Raw genomic sequence first — 18,184 nt, 5'->3', positions numbered from 1 at the left:
TAATAACTATCTTTCGTTTCTCTGATAATTCTCTTGGTGTTAATTTTCTAGCATCTATTTTTTCCATAAAACATTATACTATAATTAAGATTATTTATCGGTGAAGTAATATTTAAAAATCAAAAAGAGATTTATCTTACAAAATCTGAAAAAAATCTACTATTTTTACTCCTATCTAATAGAGGTGAAAAAGTAAATTACAATCAAATTGAAGAGTTTATTTATAATGGAGTATATACAAGCTCAAATGCTATTAGAACTTTAATGAAAAGACTAAGACAAAAACTTCCAGAAAATTTAATAAAAAATTGTATAGATGAAGGCTATTTTATAGAAAAATAGCCTTTATAGTAATCTTGATATGACTAAACTTTTAAATAAAAATATTTTCTCATATATTTTTCTCAAACTCTTCTTAACTTTGTTTGAGATTTGGATTTAAAATTTTAAGAAATAAGTAAGAGTTTACTCATTTCTTAATACATCAATTACATCTATTTTTGTAGCTCGACTAGCTGGATAATAAGAAGATAAAAGAACGATAATAACAGCTCCAATAATAATAGAGATAAAATCACTAAGAGCTAAATCCAAAGGAAGTTTTGCACTTCCATAAACATCAGCAGGAAGTGATACTATATCAAAAGTATCAAGTAAAAAATAACCAATAAATCCTAGAATAATTCCTAAAACAATTCCACCAAAACCAATAATTGTTCCAACTCTTAAGAAAATTGATTTTATCTCTTTTGAGCTAGCACCCATTGATAAAAGTAGGGCTATCTCTTTTCTTCTACTCATTACAGTCATTAGTAAAGAAGATATGATATTTAGTGAAGCAACCAAAATAATCAGCATTAATACTATAAATAGTGCTGTTTTTTCCATTTTCATAGCCGCAAAAAAGTTTCCATTTTGTTGCCACCAACCAACAATTCCAACACCATCATCTTTTAAAGAAATTTTTAGTTTTTCTATATCAGCAAAAGCATCATCTGATAATATATGTATTCCATCATAAACATTTGGTTCTTTTTGAAGTAGTGTCTGTAGAGCTTCAATAGATGTATACATGTAAGCTTTATCATAGGCATTTAGACCTGATCTAAAAGAACTTAAGTAATTAAATCTTTTCATCTTTGGCATAAGTGAAAAACCAGCAGGATTTAGTTCTGTAAAATATAGTGTAACTTTGCTATCGTAAGTTAAAAGTAGTTTATCACTTATTCCTACTCCTGTTATTAAGTCATATTTATTTATAAGTTGGTCTTGTACAGCTTCTTTATAAATTGGATTAATTTGCGCTTCATTTTGTGGAATTACTCCAAAAATCATTCCACCACTCATATTATCACCATTTTGTACAATTGCTTGAGTTGATACAAAAGGAGAGAATTTGAGTTTTGGATACTCATTTGTAAGTCTATTTAAAAGCTCTTCATTTACAGTATTTAGCATTTTTGGGTAAATAGTAAGTGGATAGTTCATAGTAAAGAGTTTTCTTTCAAACTCTTTTGCTGTTCCATTCATAATTGCCATTGATAAAATCAAAACCATAACTCCAATTGCAACACCAACAAAAGCTAATATTGCACTAATAGAGATAAATGGATTTTTTTTATCAAATCTTAGATATTTTTTTACAATAAAATTTACTAAAGTTTTATTCAAATTAGTTTCCTGCAACAAGTCCTACTTTAGGACCACTTTTCCCACAACATTGTTTATATTTAAGACCACTTCCACAAGGACAAGAATCATTTCTAGCTATTTTTTTATCACTTGCTAAAACAGCTTCTCTTGCTTTGTTTGTTGTTTGGTGTTCTGTTGATTTTTCCATTGAAGCTTTCATTCTTTCTAAAGCTTCTTTTTCTTTATCTTCTTTACTTTGAAGTTGTACAGCAAAAAGTATTTTTATAATCTCTAATTTAATATTAGAAACTAACTCAACAAATAGATTATAAGACTCTTTTTTGTATTCCACAAGTGGGTCTTTTTGATTATAACCTCTTAAACCAATTCCAGTTTTTAATGTATCCATTGAGTATAAATGCTCTCTCCAAGCGTTGTCTAAAATTTGAAGATATAAAATTCTTTCGATTTCACTTTTTTGTTTTGGGTCTGCTACACTCATTTTTTGTTCATAAACATCTTTTAAAATAGTAATTAATCTATTTTCTAAAGAGGCATAATCTTCGCTTTTTATATCTTTTTCTTCTATTATAAAGTGAAGTTCTTCTTTAAACTTAGCAACAATTTGTGAATAATCAAAATCTTCTTCACTCATATTTTGGAAAATATTTGAGTGTGAAAGAAGATTTTGCACATATTCAACTCTATTTTCATTGATTTTTGAAGATATATCATAATCTTCTTTTAGTAAATCATTTCTAAATGTATAGATAACTTTTCTTTGCTCATTTGCAACATCATCGTATTCTAAAAGGTGTTTTCTGCTTTCAAAATGCATAGATTCAACTTTCTTTTGTGCATTTTCAACAGCTCTTGTAACCATTTTAGACTCAATATATTCACCCTCTTTAATTCCAAGTCTTTCCATAATTCTTTTAATTTTATCACTTCCAAAAATTCTTAAAAGATTATCTTCAAGGCTAAGATAAAATTGAGATTCTCCAATATCTCCTTGTCTTCCACTTCTTCCTCGAAGTTGATTATCTATTCTTCTACTTTCGTGTCTCTCTGTTCCAATAATTGCTAATCCACCAAGAGCTAAAATTTCTTGAGTTAATTTAATATCAACTCCCCTTCCAGCCATATTTGTAGCAATTGTTACTGCTCCTTTATGTCCAGCATCAGCAATAATTTTTCCCTCTTTTTCGTGTTGTTTTGCATTTAAAACTGTATGAGGAATTTTTTTATCAGATAGAATTTTGTGTAAAACTTCACTTTTTTCAATACTTGCAGTTCCAACAAGAACTGGTTGTCCTTTTTCATGGTACTCTTTGATTTTTTTACAAACTGCTTCAAATTTTTCTCTTTCACTTTTGTAAATTAAATCACTTTTATCAACTCTTTGAACTCTTAAATTTGTAGGAATAGATACAACATCTAAATTATAAATTTGAGCAAATTCTGTTGCTTCTGTTTGTGCTGTTCCTGTCATTCCTGAAAGTTTTTTATACATTCTAAAATAGTTTTGGTAAGTTGTATCAGCTAAAGTTTGACTCTCATCTTGAATAGCAACTTTCTCTTTTGCTTCAAGAGCCTGATGTAAGCCTTCACTAAATCTTCTTCCTTCACTAAGTCTTCCTGTAAACTCATCTACAATGATGATTTGCTCATCTTTTACAACATAATCAACATCTTTTTGGAAAATATAGTTTGCTTTTAAAGCTTGATCAAGTGAGTGTGAAAGCATTGCATTTTCAATAGAGTAAAGATTTTCAACTCCAAATAAAAGTTCTGCTTGTTCGTGTCCTTGCTCTGTTAGAGTAACTGAACGATTTTTTTCATCTACAATGAAATCTCCAGTTGTTGTTGGTTTTTCAGCAGGAGTTTTTGGTTCTATTAATTCACCACGAACAAGTTTTAAAGCTATCTCATTCGCTTTTACATAATTTGAATTTTTGTGATTTGTTGGACCACTTATGATTAAAGGAGTTCTAGCTTCATCAATCAAAATAGAATCCACTTCATCAACTATTACAAAGTTATGACCTCTTTGAACTTTGTCATTTAAATCATAAACCATATTATCTCTTAGGTAATCAAATCCTAAAGAGCTATTTGTAGCATAAGTAATATCGCAATTATATTGATCTCGTCTCTCTTTATCATCTCTAATTGAATCAGTTAAAGCCCCAACACTAAAGCCTAAAAATTCATATAAAGGTTTTAACTCATTTGCATCTCTTGAAGCAAGATAATCATTAACTGTAACAACATGAACACCTTTTCCGCTAAGTGCATTTAAACAAACAGCAATTGACCCAACAAGAGTTTTTCCCTCTCCTGTTTTCATCTCTGCAATTCTTCCATCATTTAAAACCATAGCACCAATTAGCTGAACATCATAAGGTCTCATACCCAAAGCTCTTTTACTAGCTTCTCTTGTCATTGCAAAAGAGTCATTTAAAACATCATTTAGTGTCTTTTCTTCGTTTTGTACGGCAGTTTTTAATCTATTAAATTCACTTTTTAGTTCATCGTCGCTTAACTTTTGATATTTCTTTTCTAAAAGAGTTATTTCATTTGCTCTTTTTCTATATTTTTTTACTATCCTATCATTTCTTGTGCCAAAAACTTTTGAAAAAACATTTAACATAAAATTAGTTCCTTTTCGTTATAATGAGGAAGATTATATAGAAAAAAAGGTTAAAAATGTTTTATAGAGTTTTTTTTGTTTTAAGTTTTCTTGTTTTATCTTTTTTAAATGCTAATGATATTAAAAATTTAGATAGTTTTTTTGGTAATTTTAAACAAACAATTACTTCTGATTCAAAAAGTGTTATTGAATACAATGGAAAAGTTTTTATTAAAAAAAGTGGAAAAATTTTATGGCAATATGAGACACCAATTAAAAAGAATGTTTACATAGATAACACTATGGCAATAGTTGATGAGCCAGAACTTGAACAAGCCATATTTACAAAGCTTGATAATGAAATAAATATTATAAAACTTCTAAATGAAGCAAAAAAAGTAGATAATGAAAATTATATTTCAACTATAAATGGAATAAAATATAGTATAAAAGTAAAGGAAAATAAGATTTCAAAAATAACTTATAAAGATGAATTAGACAATCTTGTAGATATAAATTTCTTAAATATTGTTCAAAATGGTGAGATTTCTGATGAAATTTTCAAATTTATAGTTCCTAGTAATTATGATGTTATTAGAAAATAAGAGCATTTAAGAAAAAATAGCTATAATTTTGCCTTAGGTAAACAAAACAATAGCTTGAAAATTTCAAGAGGAAAGTCCGGGCTGCTGTGAAGTGTGGTTCCATTTAAATAATGGCTAGAGTAATCTAAGGGATAGTGCAACAGAGAGTAAACAGCCAATTTTTTTTGGTGATGGTGAAACGGTAGAGTAAGAGCCTACCAGTGTTTTGAGTAATCTTAACAGCTTTGTAAACCCAACCTGCAGCAAGAAGATCTGGTATTTACTTCACATTTTTTGGTCTTCGCAAGAGTGCTAAAGTAATTTAGCACCTAGATAAATTATTGTTCATGACAAAACGCGGCTTATTGTTTACCTATTATAAAATTTCTCTATAATTTTCTTTTCCAAATCTTCAACACTATTTAGACCATTTTCATAGTTAGAAAAACCCCAATTTACTAAAACTCCATCAATTCCAGCATTATATGCAGCCATAGTATCTTTTACTGAGTCTCCAAAAAGTTGTGCATTCTCTTTTTTTACATTATATTTATTAAGTAGGGCATTTACCATATCTGGATTTGGTTTAGGTTTTTCTACATCGTTGTAGCCTAAAATAGTTGAAAAATATCTATTTATTTCAAGATGATTTAACATCTTTTTTGCATAATCTGAGTGAGCATTTGTAGCTATACAAAATTTAAAATCATCTTTAAAATTGTCTAAAAGCTTTTTAACTCCATCGTAAATATGTAAATCAACTAAACAATTTTTACTATAATAATCTTCAAATAACTCTTGTATTTGTGGTGTAAAAATTTTTTCATTATAAAAAAACTCAGCACTATTTATATTTATATCATTTATGTTTTCTAAAATAAAACTGTTTTCTAATCTTTCTAAACCTATATTTTCTCTTACATAATTTACTGTATTTGCTATTGCAAAACCGCTATTTATAAGTGTTCCATCCATATCAAAAATAATCATATTCATAAAAATCACCTTTTAAAATCTAAGCTTGTATTATACTAGATTTATTTTAGTAAGAATTGAATCTAAATAGGACAAATTTTATCTTATTTTAATATTACTTGGATTATAATTGCATTTATAGGATATATGTATTTTTATCCTCCTACTACTAAATACAAGTTTTAATAGTATCCTATACTTTTTTTGAAATGAATTTATTATATAGGCTTTGTAGTTTTTCCCTCTACAAAGCCTTTTTTTATGCCAAAAAAGATACAATCTAGCTTTATTTTAGAAATTCTTTGGAGATTTATGAAAAAACTTTTACCAATTTTTACAATAATTTTAATAGTTGCAATAATCATAATAATATTTTTATCTATGGCAAAAGAGCAAAAAATGGTGGTGATAAAAGAGGGGAACACTTCACAAACTCCTTTAGAAATAATCTTAGGAAAATATCAAGATAGCGATTGCGGAATGGTTATAAATGATTTGACTTTTGCTTCTCAAGTTATTTCAAAAGATGGAAAAACTTGGTTCTTTCATGACCATGGTGGTATGGCAAACTGGATAAATACAAAAGATGATAAGTTTAAAAATGATATTAAAATTTTTGTTATGACAAAAGATAGCAAAAAATATATCGAAGTAAAAGATGCCTTTTTTAGTACAAATGAAGATACTCCAATGAAGTATGGTTTTGGAGCTTATGAAAACAATAGCGATAATTTTATATCTTTTGATGAAGTTCTTTTAAGAGTTTTAAGAAAAGAGAATTTATCAAACCCAAATTTCAAAGAGCAAAATAGTAATCACAATCATCATAAAGAGCATAAGCACTAATGGAAACAATTAGCTTAATCTCTATTATAACTATTGCACTTCTTGGCTCTTTTGGACACTGTATTGGAATGTGTGGCGGAATAGTTGTGGCATATAGTAGTACAAAAATTAAAAGTGTAGATAGTAAATTTACACAAAGTTTGGCTCATCTTTTATACTCATTTGGAAGAGTTACAACTTATACACTTTTGGGAGCTATTTTTGGTTTTGTTGGTGGAGTTGTTAGCTTTTCAAATATTACAAGTGGAACTATGCTTTTACTTACTGGTTTTTTAATGGTTTTGGTTGGGTTTTCACTTTTAGGGAAAATTAAATTTCTTACATTTTTGGAGCAATCTTGCTCAAAATCTAGCTTTTATCAAAAAAACTTTAAAGCACTTTTAGGAAGTAGTTCAATGCTTAGCTTCTATATTTTAGGGCTTTTAAATGGGCTTTTACCTTGTGGTTTTGTATATGTTTTTGCAATAACAGCAGCTAGTACGGGAAGTGCTTTTTGGGGAGCTGTTGTGATGTTTGTTTTTGGACTTAGTACAATTCCTGCACTATTTTTCTTAGGCTTTTTTGTAGGTCTTTTTAAACAATCAAATTTAAGAGATATTTTTATAAAAATAGCTGCTATTTTGGTTATAGTTTTTGGCTTTTATATAGCATATAAAGGGTATGAATATATTATAGACCCCACAAAATCAATACTAAACTGTCATATATAAAATTTAATCATAAAGAAAGGAGGGAAAAATGAAAAAATCAAGAAATTATTTTAGCTTTTTTGGTATTTTAATGGCTAGTTCAAATGCTATCTTAAGTAAGTTTCAATCAAGATTTGAAAATTATATTTCAAAGTTTCCAAGCATAAAAAATATCTTGATAAAATCAGAGCTAAAACCAATAAAACAATATTTAACAAATAATTTATAAAAAATAAAAAAGGATATATTAAAATGAAAAAAACAAAAATAAGCTTAGTTGCATGTATTATCTTAGCAACAAATCTTTTCTCAAACGAAACTACAAAACTAGATGAAATTACTATTTCAAGTGCTACAAAATCAGAGCAAAAACTAAGAGATGTTACAGCAAATGTTGATGTAATAACAGCAGAAGATATAGAATCAAGAAAATTTAAAACTGTAGTTGAAGCATTGCAAACTTTAGCAGGTGTTCAAGTTTCACAAAGTGGCGGAATAGGACAACAAACTTCAGTTTTTTTAAGAGGAATGAATTCAGATAAAACTTTAGTTTTAGTTGATGGAATTAGATTTAATGATCCAAGTGGAAATGGTGCTAATTTTGAACACCTTATGATAAATGATATTGAAAGAATTGAAGTAATTAAAGGTGCACAAAGTAGCGTTTGGGGAGCAGATGCAAGTGCTGGAGTTATAAATATTATCACAAAGTCTGCACAAAGTGGAACTCACGGAAATGCAAGTTTTGAGTATGGAAGATATGATAGCAAAATAGCAAAGGCAAATATTTCACACAAAACAGATAATTTTGATGCAAAACTAGGAGTTACTAGAGTTGATGTAGATGGTTTTTCTGCACAAGCACCAAAAAGTAGTGATGCTAAAAAATATGAAAAAGATGGATATGAAAATACAACTATAAATACAAAAATAGGGTATAACTTTGATGAAAATAATAGAGTTTCAACTTCTTATGAGTTTATAGATACAAAAGTAGATTATGACAATTACTTACCAGATGATAAAGATATTCAATCTAAAACAAAAACTCATTTAGCAAATCTTACTTATGAAAATATAAATGATATTGCTACTACAAAAGTTTATGGAAATTACTCTGATTTTAAAAGAGAATATTCAGATACAGGAAGAGATAAATATAAAGGAACAATAAAAGAGTATGGAGTAAATACAAGTATTGATTACTTAAACTCTTCAAATCTAACTTTGGGTGCTGATTATAAGAAATTCGAAAACAAAGCAAATATAGATAAAGAGTACAATAATAAAGGAATCTTTATAGCAAATACAAATAAGTTTTTCGATGATAAAACTATATTTACACAGGCTTTAAGATATGATAGATATAGCGATTTTGATAATAAAACAACAGGAAAAATAGGAATAAAACAGTATATAGTAGATGATTTAAATCTTAGTGCAAACTATGGAACAGGATACAATGTACCTAGCACATCTCAGCTTTATGGATGGGGTGCTAATCCAGATTTAAAACCTGAAAAAACAAAAACTTATGATGTAGGAATTGAGTATAAAGGTTTCTCTGTAACTTATTTTAACTCAAAAATTGAAGATTTAATCAATTGGGAATGGACAGGACCTGGAATGTATGATGGAATAAATAAAAATATTGATGGAAAAAGTAAATTTAAAGGTACTGAAATTGCTTATAAAAACTCTGTTACAGAAGATGTTTTCTTAAATTTAAACTATACAAGACTTAGTGCAAAAAATAAAGATAATCAAGAATTTGGAAGAAGACCAAAAGATAAGATAGGTTTTGCTGTTGATTACTATGGATTAAAAGATTTCCACTTTAATGTAAATGGTGAATATATTGGTAAAAGATATGATTTTAATAACAAACAAGGTGCAAAAACTGGAAACTACACAATCTGGAATGCTTTAGTTGATTATGATATAAATAAAAATTTCTCAACTTATCTGAAACTTGATAATATTTTTAACAAAGATTATCAAATAGTGGATGGTTATGCAACAAGCCAAAGAGCTGCTTATCTTGGGCTGAAAGCTAGTTTTTAAGGATAATTTGGGATGAAAAAATTTCTATATCTTCTACTTTTTTTAAATATTTTAGTTGCAAATGAGAGAATAATAACTCTAAGCCCAGCAATAAACGAAATAGTTTTTGCCTTAGGCTTAGGAGAAAAAGTTGTTGCAAATACAGAGTTTTGTGATTTTCCAGAAAGTTCAAAAAGTGTGCCAAAAGTAGGGGGATATGGAAGTGTAAGTTTAGAAAAAGTTGTAAAACTAAATCCAAATGTGATAATAAATCAAAGCTATGATAAAAAATTGAACCAAAGTTTAGAAGATTTAGGCTTTAAAACTTTGGTTTACAAAACTGATAATATCGAAGATATAAAATTTAGTATAGAAGATTTAGGTAAAAGATTTGATAAAACACAAGAGGCACAGGCGTTAATAAATGAGATAGATAATAGCTTGGAAAGTATAAGTAATATTATAAAAAATCAAAAAATTTTAATAGTAATAAGCCCACAAAATACCTTATCAAATCAGATTTTTGTTGCAGGAAATTTTGTATATTTTGAAGAGATTATAAATAAAAGTCAAAATAAAAATGCCTATCAAAGTAGACTTAAATCTCAACCAGTTGTTAATAGTGAAAAAATTATCACATTAAATCCAGATATTATTATTTTACTTGCTCCATTTTTGGAAAATCAAAAAGATAAGCAAAAATCTATGATAGAAATGTGGGAAAAACTTCCAACAAGTGCAAGTAAACAGAAAAATATTTATGTAATAGATAAGATGTATTCAGGAATTCCAAGCCATAGAGTAAAAAACTTAATAGATGATTTTAAAGAGGTTTTAGAAGATGTTAGAGCTAAGACATTACAATAATTTTATACTAAATGATATATCTTTTGTTTTAGAAAGAGAAGAAAATTTACTTATATTAGGGGAAAATGGAGCAGGTAAATCGACTTTGGCAAAGGTTTTATCAAATATTATTCCATCTTCAAATCTATATTTTGATAAAAAAAATGTTGAAAATATTGAAGCTAAAACTAGAGCAAAATTTATAAACTATATTCCTAGTAGTTTTTCTATTTTTGATGAATATATGAGTGTTTTAGAGTATTTAAAACTCTCAATTATAGAAGAGAAAAGCAATAAAGATATAGAAAATATCATTGCATTATTAAAATTAGAAGAGTTAAAAAATAACTATTGTTTACTTTTAAGTTCTGGTGAACAACAAATATTACTTCTTGCTAGTGCAATTTTACATGGTGCAAAAATTACAATTTTCGATGAACTAACAGCAAATTTGGATTTAAATAGAGTAAAAGAGGTTTATGATATTTTAAACTCTAAATTACTAAAACAAAAAATAATAATCACTCATAACCTTGATTTTGCCTATGCTTTAAAAGATTTTAGAGTACTTTTTTTGAAAAATGGTAGTGTAGAATTTTTTGGAAGCCATAAAGATTTTTTTAATCAAGAAAATTTAAATAGATTTTACAACAATAATTTAAAAATATTAGATTCTCATTTGGTGGTTGATTTATGAAAAATATTCTATATTTAATATCTGTTTTTATCATATTTTTAGCTCCATTTTTAGGAGAAAGTATTATAAATTTTAATGATATTTTTTCTTTAGATGAGAGTTTATCTATGGTTTTTTGGGACTTAAGAGTTCCTAGAGTTCTTTTGGCTTTTTTTGTTGGCTCTATTTTGGCTCTTAGTGGGCTTGTTTTTCAAATTGTTTTTAAAAATGAACTAATCACACCTTATACTTTAGGAATTGCAAGTGGAACAACACTTTTTTCTGCTCTTTCAATAGTTTTTTTTCCTCTAATTCCACTCTTTTTTTCAAGTATTTTTGGCTCAATAATTACAGTTTTGATTTTATTTATAATATCAAAAAAATTAAGCTCAAAAAGACTTTTAAACTCAACAAATTCAATGCTTTTAATAGGAATTGCACTCTCATATTTTTATAGTTCAGCTTTGATGTTGGTGTTTTTTATTAGTAATTTACAAGAGAATTACTCAATTGTAAGATTTACTCTAGGAAGCCTTGATACAGTAGGTCTTTTTCCTGCATTTGTAGTTGGAATTACAGCAACTTTTTTATCTGTTTTTATATATTTAAATAAGCAAAAGATAAATTTACTTCTTATTTCAAATGAAACAGCATTTTTAAAAGGTTTAAATGTAAATAGAACTATTCTAGCTCTTTTAATTTTTGTAACAATTTGTGTTGGAATATCTATTAGTTTTACTGGACCAATAGGCTTTGTAGGGCTTGTAATTCCACATATTGTAAAACTAATCTATAAAAAAAGTGCAACAAAACTATTTTTTCCAACACTATTTTTTGGTGGTTTCTTTTTGGTTCTTTGTGATTTGATTTCAAGAGTTTTACCAACAACATCAGCTTTGCCTATAGGAGTTGTAACTGCATTTATTGGTGCTCTGTTTTTTGTATATTTACTTATAAGACGAGATAAAAAAGCTAAATGAGTGCATTAATTCTTAGTTTAATATCATCTTTGCTGGTTGGATTTTATATAAAATATTTAAAAATATCTACAAAAAGAGAACTTTTTGTTTTTGTTTTTTCAAATTATGTAATGGCTAGTTTTCTTACATATTATCTTTTTGAACTATCTATTTCTACTATAAAATTCTCGATTTTTGATTATAAATTAGTCATTTTTGTATCTTTCTTGCTTCCAACAGTTTTCTATTTTTTGCATAAATCTTTAGAGTTTTCAGGTCTTGCAAAAACAGATATTTTCCAAAGATTATCTTTAATTATTCCAATAATTTTTAGCTTTTTTCTATTTAATGAAGAGTTTTCTTATATTAAAGCTTTTGTTATAGTTTTAACTTTTATTAGTATTTTTTTAATCTTGGGCAAAAACTCAAACAACAATTTAAATAAAAATCATACGAATATTTTTTATCTTATAGCTGTATTTTTAGGTTATGGCTTTGTAGATACTATGTTTAAGCTAATTGCCACAAACAAAGATATAAATTTTGTTGAATTGCTTTTTGTGATTTTCGTAATATCTGCTTTTATCTCTCTTTTATATATTAGTTTTTTTAAAGGCAAAATAGATTTTAAATATCTATTTTTTGGGCTAATATTGGGAGTTTTAAATTTCTCAAATATATATTTTTATATAAAAGCACACAAAATTTTTGCACAAACTCCAACTTTAGTTTTTATTACTATGAATTTAGGAGTTATTATAGGAGGAGTAATAATTGGAAAATATTATTTCAAAGAGTATCTTTCAAAACAAGCGGTTTTAGGAATATTATTAGCTATTGTTTGTATAGTTTTATTAGCTCTAATACAGTTGAAAATATAAATTATAAAACTTCATCCAAAAAACATCCAATTCCATAAGGTTTTTTGCTATAAAACTTTTTTGCATGACAAATGATTAATGCATGAAACTCTTGATAAACTATCACTAATTTTTCTTTATCTTTTATCTCTTTTGAAAGCTCTTGTTCAAAATAGTTTTTAATTTCAATATATTTTGTTTTTTCATTTATTAAATTATAGCTTAGTAAAACTCTTTTTGTATAAGCATCTACTTTAAAATGTGGCTGTTTAAACCCGTATAAAAGCATACTATCAGCTGTCTCTTCACCAACTCCTTTTAGGCTTAAAAGCTCTTCTCTTGTTGGGATTTTGCCATTTAGATTTTCAAAAAACTCTATAAAGTTTAAAATATAGTGTGATTTTTGATTAAAATAACCACTTGGTTTTATAGCTTCTTGAAAAACTTCTAAGGGTGCATTTTTTATTTTTTCTGGATCTAGTAAATCTAGTTTTTGAAGATTTTCCAAAGATTTTACTACACTTGTGAAATTCCTATTTTGAGTTAAAATAGAGGCTAAACAAATCTCAAAAATCTGTTTTTCATTTTTTGGATAAGAGTAGTCAAGTTTATGATAATACCCATCAACTTCTAAAAATGGCCACCAACCTTGAGGTCCATAAGTTTCATAAAGCTTATTGTACATACTGTATATTTTGTTCATTTTTTACCTTTATTATTTTATACCCAGCACTTGCAAGATAGTTTGGAATATATAATATAGAAAATATATCATATAAAACTATAATTTACATTCTTGTATTTTAAAAAAATTATGAGTTGAGTGAGTTATAACTAAAATAGCTTTTATCAGACATAAAAAAGTTAAATTCTCAAGCCTTTAAGCTTGAGAATTTTTATTTCTCCATTTTCCATTTAAAATAAAATAAGAGATTAAACCTAGAACTAATCCCCAAAAAGCTCCACCAATTCCAAAAATGTTTATATTTGCAGCTGTTGCTATAAAAGTAATCATTGCAGCTTCTCTAGTGCTTATATCATTCATTGCATTTGCAAGGCTTCCTGCAATTGTACTTAAAAGTGCAAGTCCAGCAAGAGTGCTAATAAATACAGATGGAAAAGCTGAAAATAAAGTAGCTAAGGTAACTCCAAAAATACCAACTAAAATATAAAATATTCCTGCTGTAACTCCAGCTATCCATCTTTTCTTAGGATCTTCATGAGATTCTTTTCCAGTACAAATAGCAGAAGTTATAGATGATAGACAAAAAGCATGAGAACCAAAAAAAGCCATAATCATTGAACCAAATCCAGTAAGAGTTAAAATAGGTTTTGCACCAGTTTTGAAACCATCATTTTGAAGTATCAAAAGTCCTGGCATATATTGTCCTGTTAAAGTAATCAAAAATAGTGGTAAAGCAATACTTAAAGTTGCATTTAGAGAAAAAGTAGGCTCTGTAAATACTGGATATGCAAGTTTTAATTCAAGATTAGAAAAATCAATTGAAGATTGTAATAGTAAAAAAACAAATCCAAAAACCAATACAGAAACAATAGCGTATCTTGGAGAAAATCGTTTTACTATAAGATATACAAAAAATAGCGAGATTGCGAAAATAGGGCTAATTGTCATATTTGTAAAAGCTGAAATACCAAATTGTAGCAATATTCCTGCAAGTAATCCAGAAGCAATGCTTGTAGGAATTAGGCGAATTAATTTTCCAAAATATCCAGAAATCCCTAATATAAAAAAAGCAAAAGCAGATATTATATATGCTCCAATTGCTTCAGAGTAAGAAACAGTAGCAATTGCAGTTACTAAAAATGCAGCTGCTGGTGTACTCCAAGCTGTGATAATTGGCTCTTTTGTGTACCAACTTAGCAATATTCCAGTAATTCCAACTCCAATAGAGATAGACCAAACCCAAGAAGCAGTTTGTTCGGCACTTAAACCAGCCATTTGTGCTGCTTGAAAGATTAAAATAAAAGTTCCACCATAATTTACAATAACTGAAATAAGTCCAGCAACCATTGGTAGAATATTTGATATTTTTTTGTTCATTTTTACACTCCTTAGTTAAAAATATAATGAAAGTATAAAGGTATAAAAAAGATTTTACAATCCGAAAATTGCTAATTGTTGATTTTATTAAAAGCCCATAAAATAGCAATTTTCGGATTGATTTGGAAAATTCTTTTTCATATAATTGAATAAAGATTTAACTAAAAAAGAGTGAAAAAATGGAAAAAAATGATTATATTTTACCTTTATACAATCGACTAGATATTTCATTTATAAAGGGTAAAAAATCTATTCTATATGATGAAAATGGAAAAGATTATATAGATTTTGCTTCAGGAGTTGGAGTAAATAGTTTGGGTTATGCAAATAAAAAGATAGTTAAAACTATCAAAGAACAAACAAAAAAAGTTGTACACACTTCAAATATATATCGTATAAAATCACAAGAAAAATGTGCTAAAAAGATAGTTGAATTAAGTACCTATAATATGCAGTGCTTTTTTTGTAATAGTGGTGCAGAAGCAAACGAGAGTGCTATAAAACTTGCTAGAAAGTATGGAAATACGGCTTTTGAAACTCCAAAATATAAAATTATCACTATAAAAAACTCTTTTCACGGAAGAACAATAGCCACTTTAAAAGCAACAGCTCAAGAAGACAAACACAAATATTTTGCTCCATATCCTGATGGTTTTATTTATGCAAATGATATAAATGACGCTATTTCTATGATAGATGATACAACTGTTGGAGTTATGCTAGAACTCATTTTGGGTGAGGGTGGTATTTTTATGCAAGATATTTTAGAAGTACAAAAACTTGAAAAAGTTTTGAAAGAAAAGAAGTTACTTTTAATAATAGATGAAGTTCAAACAGGAGTTTATAGAAGTGGAAATTTTTTAATTTCTCAATACTTTGGTATAAATCCAGAGATTGTAACCTTGGCAAAAGGTTTGGCAAGTGGTATTCCAATAGGTGTTATGATGACAAGTTTAAAAGATATTTTCTCTTTTGGTGATCACGGTTCAACTTTTGGTGGAAATCATCTATCAACAACAGTTTGTAATAAGGTTTTAGATATTTTAGAAAAATACTCAAATAGTGGAAAATTAAGTGAGAATATCAAATATTTCAATAGTTGTTTACAATATTTTGTAGAAACATATCCAAATATATTTTTACAAAAAAATGGTTTTGGATTTATGCAAGGATTGGTTATAAAAGATGAAATAGATTTAAACGATATAATAAATCTTGCACTTAAAAATGGTGTTTTGATTTTGAAATCTGGGAAAAATATTATTAGATTTTTGCCACCAATTATTATTAGTAAAAGTGAAATAACACAAGGTTTTCAAAGATTTGAAGATACAATTTTGAGTTTATAACAAATAAAAAGGAATATTTTTGAGAAGAGAAGAGTTTGATATAAAAGATGAGAAAAGTATAAATGAAGTATTAGAAGTTTGTGAATATGGAACTTTGAGTTTGATAAAGGATAATAAACCATATTGTGTAGCTTTAAATTTTGTATATTTTGAAGGCTCTATATTTTTTCATGGGAGTAATGAGGGTAAAAAAATAGATACGATAAAAGGGAATAATTTGGGTTGTTTTATAGCTGTAAAACCATATTCTACTATTCCATCATACTTTTTTGATACTCTTGCTGCTTGTCCTGCTACACAATTTTTTGCTTCAGTTTTTCTTGAAGGAACTTTGAGTTTTGTAGAAAATGATGATAGAAAATCAGAAGTTTTAAATGCTTTGATGAAGAAACTACAAAAAGATGGTGGATATGAAACAATAGCTTATGATAAAACTATGTATTCAAAAATGATAGATAAAGTAGCAGTAATCGAACTAAAACCACAAAATATTACTTGCAAAATAAAAGTTGGACAAAACTTAAATAATGAAAAAAGAGATAGACTTTTAGAAAAGCTCGAAAATAGGGCAACAAATATGGATAAAAAAACTATAAAACAGATGAGAATTTTATTATATTCTACATTATAAAATTTATATAGTTTACTTATTTTAGCATCTATTTTCCAAAATTCTCACAATTCTCAAAATCCAAAAGTGCTTTTTTTCTCTCAATTCCCCATCTATAACCACTAATTGCTCCACTTTTTGTAATAACTCTATGACAAGGGATTAAGTAGCCAATATGATTTTTTCCAATTGCACTAGCAACTGCTCTTACAGAGTTTGGTTTATCTATAGAGTTTGCAATATCGCTATAAGTAGTGATTTCTTCATTTGGAAGATTTATAAGTGCTTTCCAAACATTTATTTGAAAATTTGTGCCTTTTACAAGAAGTGGATATTTTCTGTTTTTTACAAAGATATTTTCCAAATACTCATTTGCTCTGTTTTCATCGAAAATTAGATTTGCATTTTCCCAAAGTTCATTAAATCTTTGAAAAATATCTTCTTTGTTGTTGTCACAAAAACCTAAATAACAAATTCCTTTATCTGTAAAACCTAAAAGTGCTTCACCAAAAGGTGTTTGTCCAAAACCATAAGTGATTTTTACATCTTTACCTTTTTCCTTCCACTCTTTTGGAGTAACTCCAATTAAATTTACAAAAAGTTCGTGAAGACGGCTTGTGCTAGATAGTCCAATATCCAAACTGCTATCAAGTATGGATTTGGACTCTTTTATATGCTCTTTTGCATAATTTAGTGTAACACTATGCAAAAATTGTTTTGGAGTAAGACCTACATACTCCTTGAAGACTCGTATAAAGTGGTATTTACTCATACCTATATAAAGTGCTATTTCATCGATACTTGGATGAGATTTAAAGTTCTCATCTATGTATCTTATAGCTTTTTCTATCTGTTTATAAGTAGTATCAAGTGTAGGCAATTAATACTCCTTTGAAAGCTTTTACTATTAGTAAGTCGATTGTGTATAAATTACAAATTTATTAGCTAACTCTTCAAGCTCTTTGCTTATTTTTTTATGAAGTTCTGTGTTTTCTATATCATCTAAAACATCACAAATTTTATTTGCAATAAACTCAAACTCTTTTTCCTTCATTCCTCTTGCTGTTAGTGCTGGGCTTCCAACTCTAATTCCTGATGTTACAAATGGACTTCTTGTTTCTCCTGGAACTGTGTTTTTATTTACAGTAATTCCAGCATTTCCAAGTGCTGCATCCGCATCTTTTCCAGAGAATGGTTTATTTAAAAATGATACAAGTACAAGGTGATTATCTGTTCCACCTGAAACAATATCGTATCCTCTACTTACTAAAACTTCTCCTAGTTTTTTTGCATTTGCTTTTACTTGTTTAGCATAATCTTTCCATTTTGGATCAAGAATTTCTTTAAACGCAACAGCTTTTGCAGCAATTACATGCATTAAAGGACCACCTTGAAGACCTGGGAAAATAGCACTATTTACT

At 27.6% G+C, this 18,184-nt stretch carries 19 protein-coding genes and 1 other RNA gene; 13 read left to right on the top strand and 7 right to left on the bottom strand.

Annotated elements, in window-relative coordinates; translation table 11 throughout:
* The first annotated feature begins 96 nt into the window (after positions 1–96).
* A complete protein-coding gene (locus tag IQC44_RS11810; protein WP_198306390.1) occupies positions 97–342 on the top strand; it encodes a winged helix-turn-helix domain-containing protein in 246 nt (81 codons plus the stop codon).
* Positions 343–465: 123 nt separating this feature from the next.
* Here IQC44_RS11810 and IQC44_RS10895 read toward each other — a convergent pair whose 3' ends face one another.
* Together IQC44_RS10895 and secA are read right to left on the bottom strand one after the other, a co-directional pair.
* Positions 466–1,671 (bottom strand): ABC transporter permease, encoded by a 1,206-nt coding sequence (locus IQC44_RS10895; protein ID WP_198306388.1) that lies wholly within the window; start codon positions 1,669–1,671, stop codon positions 466–468.
* A gap of 1 nt (position 1,672) precedes the next feature.
* Positions 1,673–4,285 carry a preprotein translocase subunit SecA gene (gene secA, locus IQC44_RS10890; RefSeq protein ID WP_198306387.1) on the bottom strand — a complete coding sequence of 871 codons (2,613 nt, stop codon included), beginning with the start codon at positions 4,283–4,285 and terminating at the stop codon, positions 1,673–1,675.
* Between the two features lie 56 nt (positions 4,286–4,341).
* Here secA and lolA point away from each other — a divergent pair, with 56 nt between their 5' ends.
* A complete protein-coding gene (gene lolA / locus IQC44_RS10885) occupies positions 4,342–4,869 on the top strand; it encodes a LolA-like outer membrane lipoprotein chaperone (RefSeq protein WP_198306386.1) in 528 nt (175 codons plus the stop codon).
* A 34-nt stretch (positions 4,870–4,903) separates the two neighbouring features.
* Positions 4,904–5,228, top strand: an RNA gene (gene rnpB / locus IQC44_RS10880) — RNase P RNA component class A.
* Here rnpB and IQC44_RS10875 read toward each other — a convergent pair.
* Positions 5,218–5,844: an HAD family hydrolase gene (locus IQC44_RS10875; RefSeq protein ID WP_198306385.1), complete on the bottom strand. Its 627-nt coding sequence runs from the start codon at positions 5,842–5,844 to the stop codon at positions 5,218–5,220. The genes rnpB and IQC44_RS10875 overlap by 11 nt on opposite strands.
* A 240-nt stretch (positions 5,845–6,084) precedes the next feature.
* On the opposite strand from IQC44_RS10875, the gene IQC44_RS10870 reads away from it, so the two are divergent.
* The 8 genes from IQC44_RS10870 to IQC44_RS10835 are packed head-to-tail and all read left to right on the top strand — an operon-like array spanning position 6,085 to position 12,763.
* Positions 6,085–6,669 (top strand): hypothetical protein, encoded by a 585-nt coding sequence (locus IQC44_RS10870; protein ID WP_228286335.1) that lies wholly within the window; start codon positions 6,085–6,087, stop codon positions 6,667–6,669.
* Positions 6,669–7,379: a sulfite exporter TauE/SafE family protein gene (locus IQC44_RS10865; protein WP_198306384.1), complete on the top strand. Its 711-nt coding sequence runs from the start codon at positions 6,669–6,671 to the stop codon at positions 7,377–7,379. The genes IQC44_RS10870 and IQC44_RS10865 overlap by 1 nt, the downstream gene beginning before the upstream one ends.
* 28 nt (positions 7,380–7,407) lie before the next feature.
* Positions 7,408–7,587 (top strand): hypothetical protein, encoded by a 180-nt coding sequence (locus tag IQC44_RS10860; RefSeq protein WP_198306383.1) that lies wholly within the window; start codon positions 7,408–7,410, stop codon positions 7,585–7,587.
* 23 nt (positions 7,588–7,610) lie between these two features.
* The gene (locus IQC44_RS10855) at positions 7,611–9,422 is read left to right on the top strand and encodes a TonB-dependent receptor plug domain-containing protein (RefSeq protein WP_198306382.1); all 1,812 of its coding nucleotides are present in this window, start codon (positions 7,611–7,613) and stop codon (positions 9,420–9,422) included.
* A 12-nt stretch (positions 9,423–9,434) separates the two neighbouring features.
* Positions 9,435–10,268 carry an ABC transporter substrate-binding protein gene (locus IQC44_RS10850; RefSeq protein ID WP_198306381.1) on the top strand — a complete coding sequence of 278 codons (834 nt, stop codon included), beginning with the start codon at positions 9,435–9,437 and terminating at the stop codon, positions 10,266–10,268.
* On the top strand, positions 10,243–10,944 hold the full coding sequence (locus tag IQC44_RS10845; protein WP_198306380.1) for an ATP-binding cassette domain-containing protein: 702 nt from the start codon (positions 10,243–10,245) through the stop codon (positions 10,942–10,944). Before IQC44_RS10850 ends, IQC44_RS10845 begins: the two co-directional genes overlap by 26 nt.
* Positions 10,941–11,903: a FecCD family ABC transporter permease gene (locus tag IQC44_RS10840; RefSeq protein WP_198306379.1), complete on the top strand. Its 963-nt coding sequence runs from the start codon at positions 10,941–10,943 to the stop codon at positions 11,901–11,903. Before IQC44_RS10845 ends, IQC44_RS10840 begins: the two co-directional genes overlap by 4 nt.
* Complete coding sequence (locus IQC44_RS10835) at positions 11,900–12,763, top strand: EamA family transporter (RefSeq protein WP_198306378.1); 864 nt, start codon at positions 11,900–11,902, stop codon at positions 12,761–12,763. The genes IQC44_RS10840 and IQC44_RS10835 overlap by 4 nt, the downstream gene beginning before the upstream one ends.
* Before the next feature lies 1 nt (position 12,764).
* Here IQC44_RS10835 and IQC44_RS10830 read toward each other — a convergent pair whose 3' ends face one another.
* Positions 12,765–13,445, bottom strand: coding sequence for an endonuclease III domain-containing protein (locus IQC44_RS10830; protein ID WP_198306377.1), 681 nt, complete (start codon positions 13,443–13,445; stop codon positions 12,765–12,767).
* A 177-nt stretch (positions 13,446–13,622) separates the two neighbouring features.
* On the bottom strand, positions 13,623–14,804 hold the full coding sequence (locus tag IQC44_RS10825) for a benzoate/H(+) symporter BenE family transporter (RefSeq protein ID WP_198306376.1): 1,182 nt from the start codon (positions 14,802–14,804) through the stop codon (positions 13,623–13,625).
* A 179-nt stretch (positions 14,805–14,983) separates the two neighbouring features.
* On the opposite strand from IQC44_RS10825, the gene IQC44_RS10820 reads away from it, so the two are divergent.
* Together IQC44_RS10820 and IQC44_RS10815 are read left to right on the top strand one after the other, a co-directional pair.
* Positions 14,984–16,153 (top strand): aminotransferase class III-fold pyridoxal phosphate-dependent enzyme, encoded by a 1,170-nt coding sequence (locus IQC44_RS10820; protein ID WP_198306375.1) that lies wholly within the window; start codon positions 14,984–14,986, stop codon positions 16,151–16,153.
* Positions 16,154–16,172: 19 nt separating this feature from the next.
* On the top strand, positions 16,173–16,784 hold the full coding sequence (locus tag IQC44_RS10815) for a pyridoxamine 5'-phosphate oxidase family protein (RefSeq protein ID WP_198306374.1): 612 nt from the start codon (positions 16,173–16,175) through the stop codon (positions 16,782–16,784).
* Between the two features lie 28 nt (positions 16,785–16,812).
* On the opposite strand, the gene IQC44_RS10810 is transcribed toward IQC44_RS10815, so the two are convergent.
* Together IQC44_RS10810 and IQC44_RS10805 are read right to left on the bottom strand one after the other, a co-directional pair.
* The gene (locus tag IQC44_RS10810) at positions 16,813–17,643 is read right to left on the bottom strand and encodes a bifunctional helix-turn-helix domain-containing protein/methylated-DNA--[protein]-cysteine S-methyltransferase (protein ID WP_198306373.1); all 831 of its coding nucleotides are present in this window, start codon (positions 17,641–17,643) and stop codon (positions 16,813–16,815) included.
* A 27-nt stretch (positions 17,644–17,670) separates the two neighbouring features.
* On the bottom strand, positions 17,671–18,184 hold a 514-nt coding region (locus tag IQC44_RS10805; RefSeq protein ID WP_476726924.1), incomplete at its 5' end, for a PLP-dependent aminotransferase family protein.

Source organism: Arcobacter vandammei (genome assembly GCF_016106035.1).
GTDB lineage: Bacteria > Campylobacterota > Campylobacteria > Campylobacterales > Arcobacteraceae > Aliarcobacter > Aliarcobacter vandammei.
Note: the sequence above shows the minus strand (reverse complement) of the source record. Positions and strands in the feature narration are given on the sequence as shown.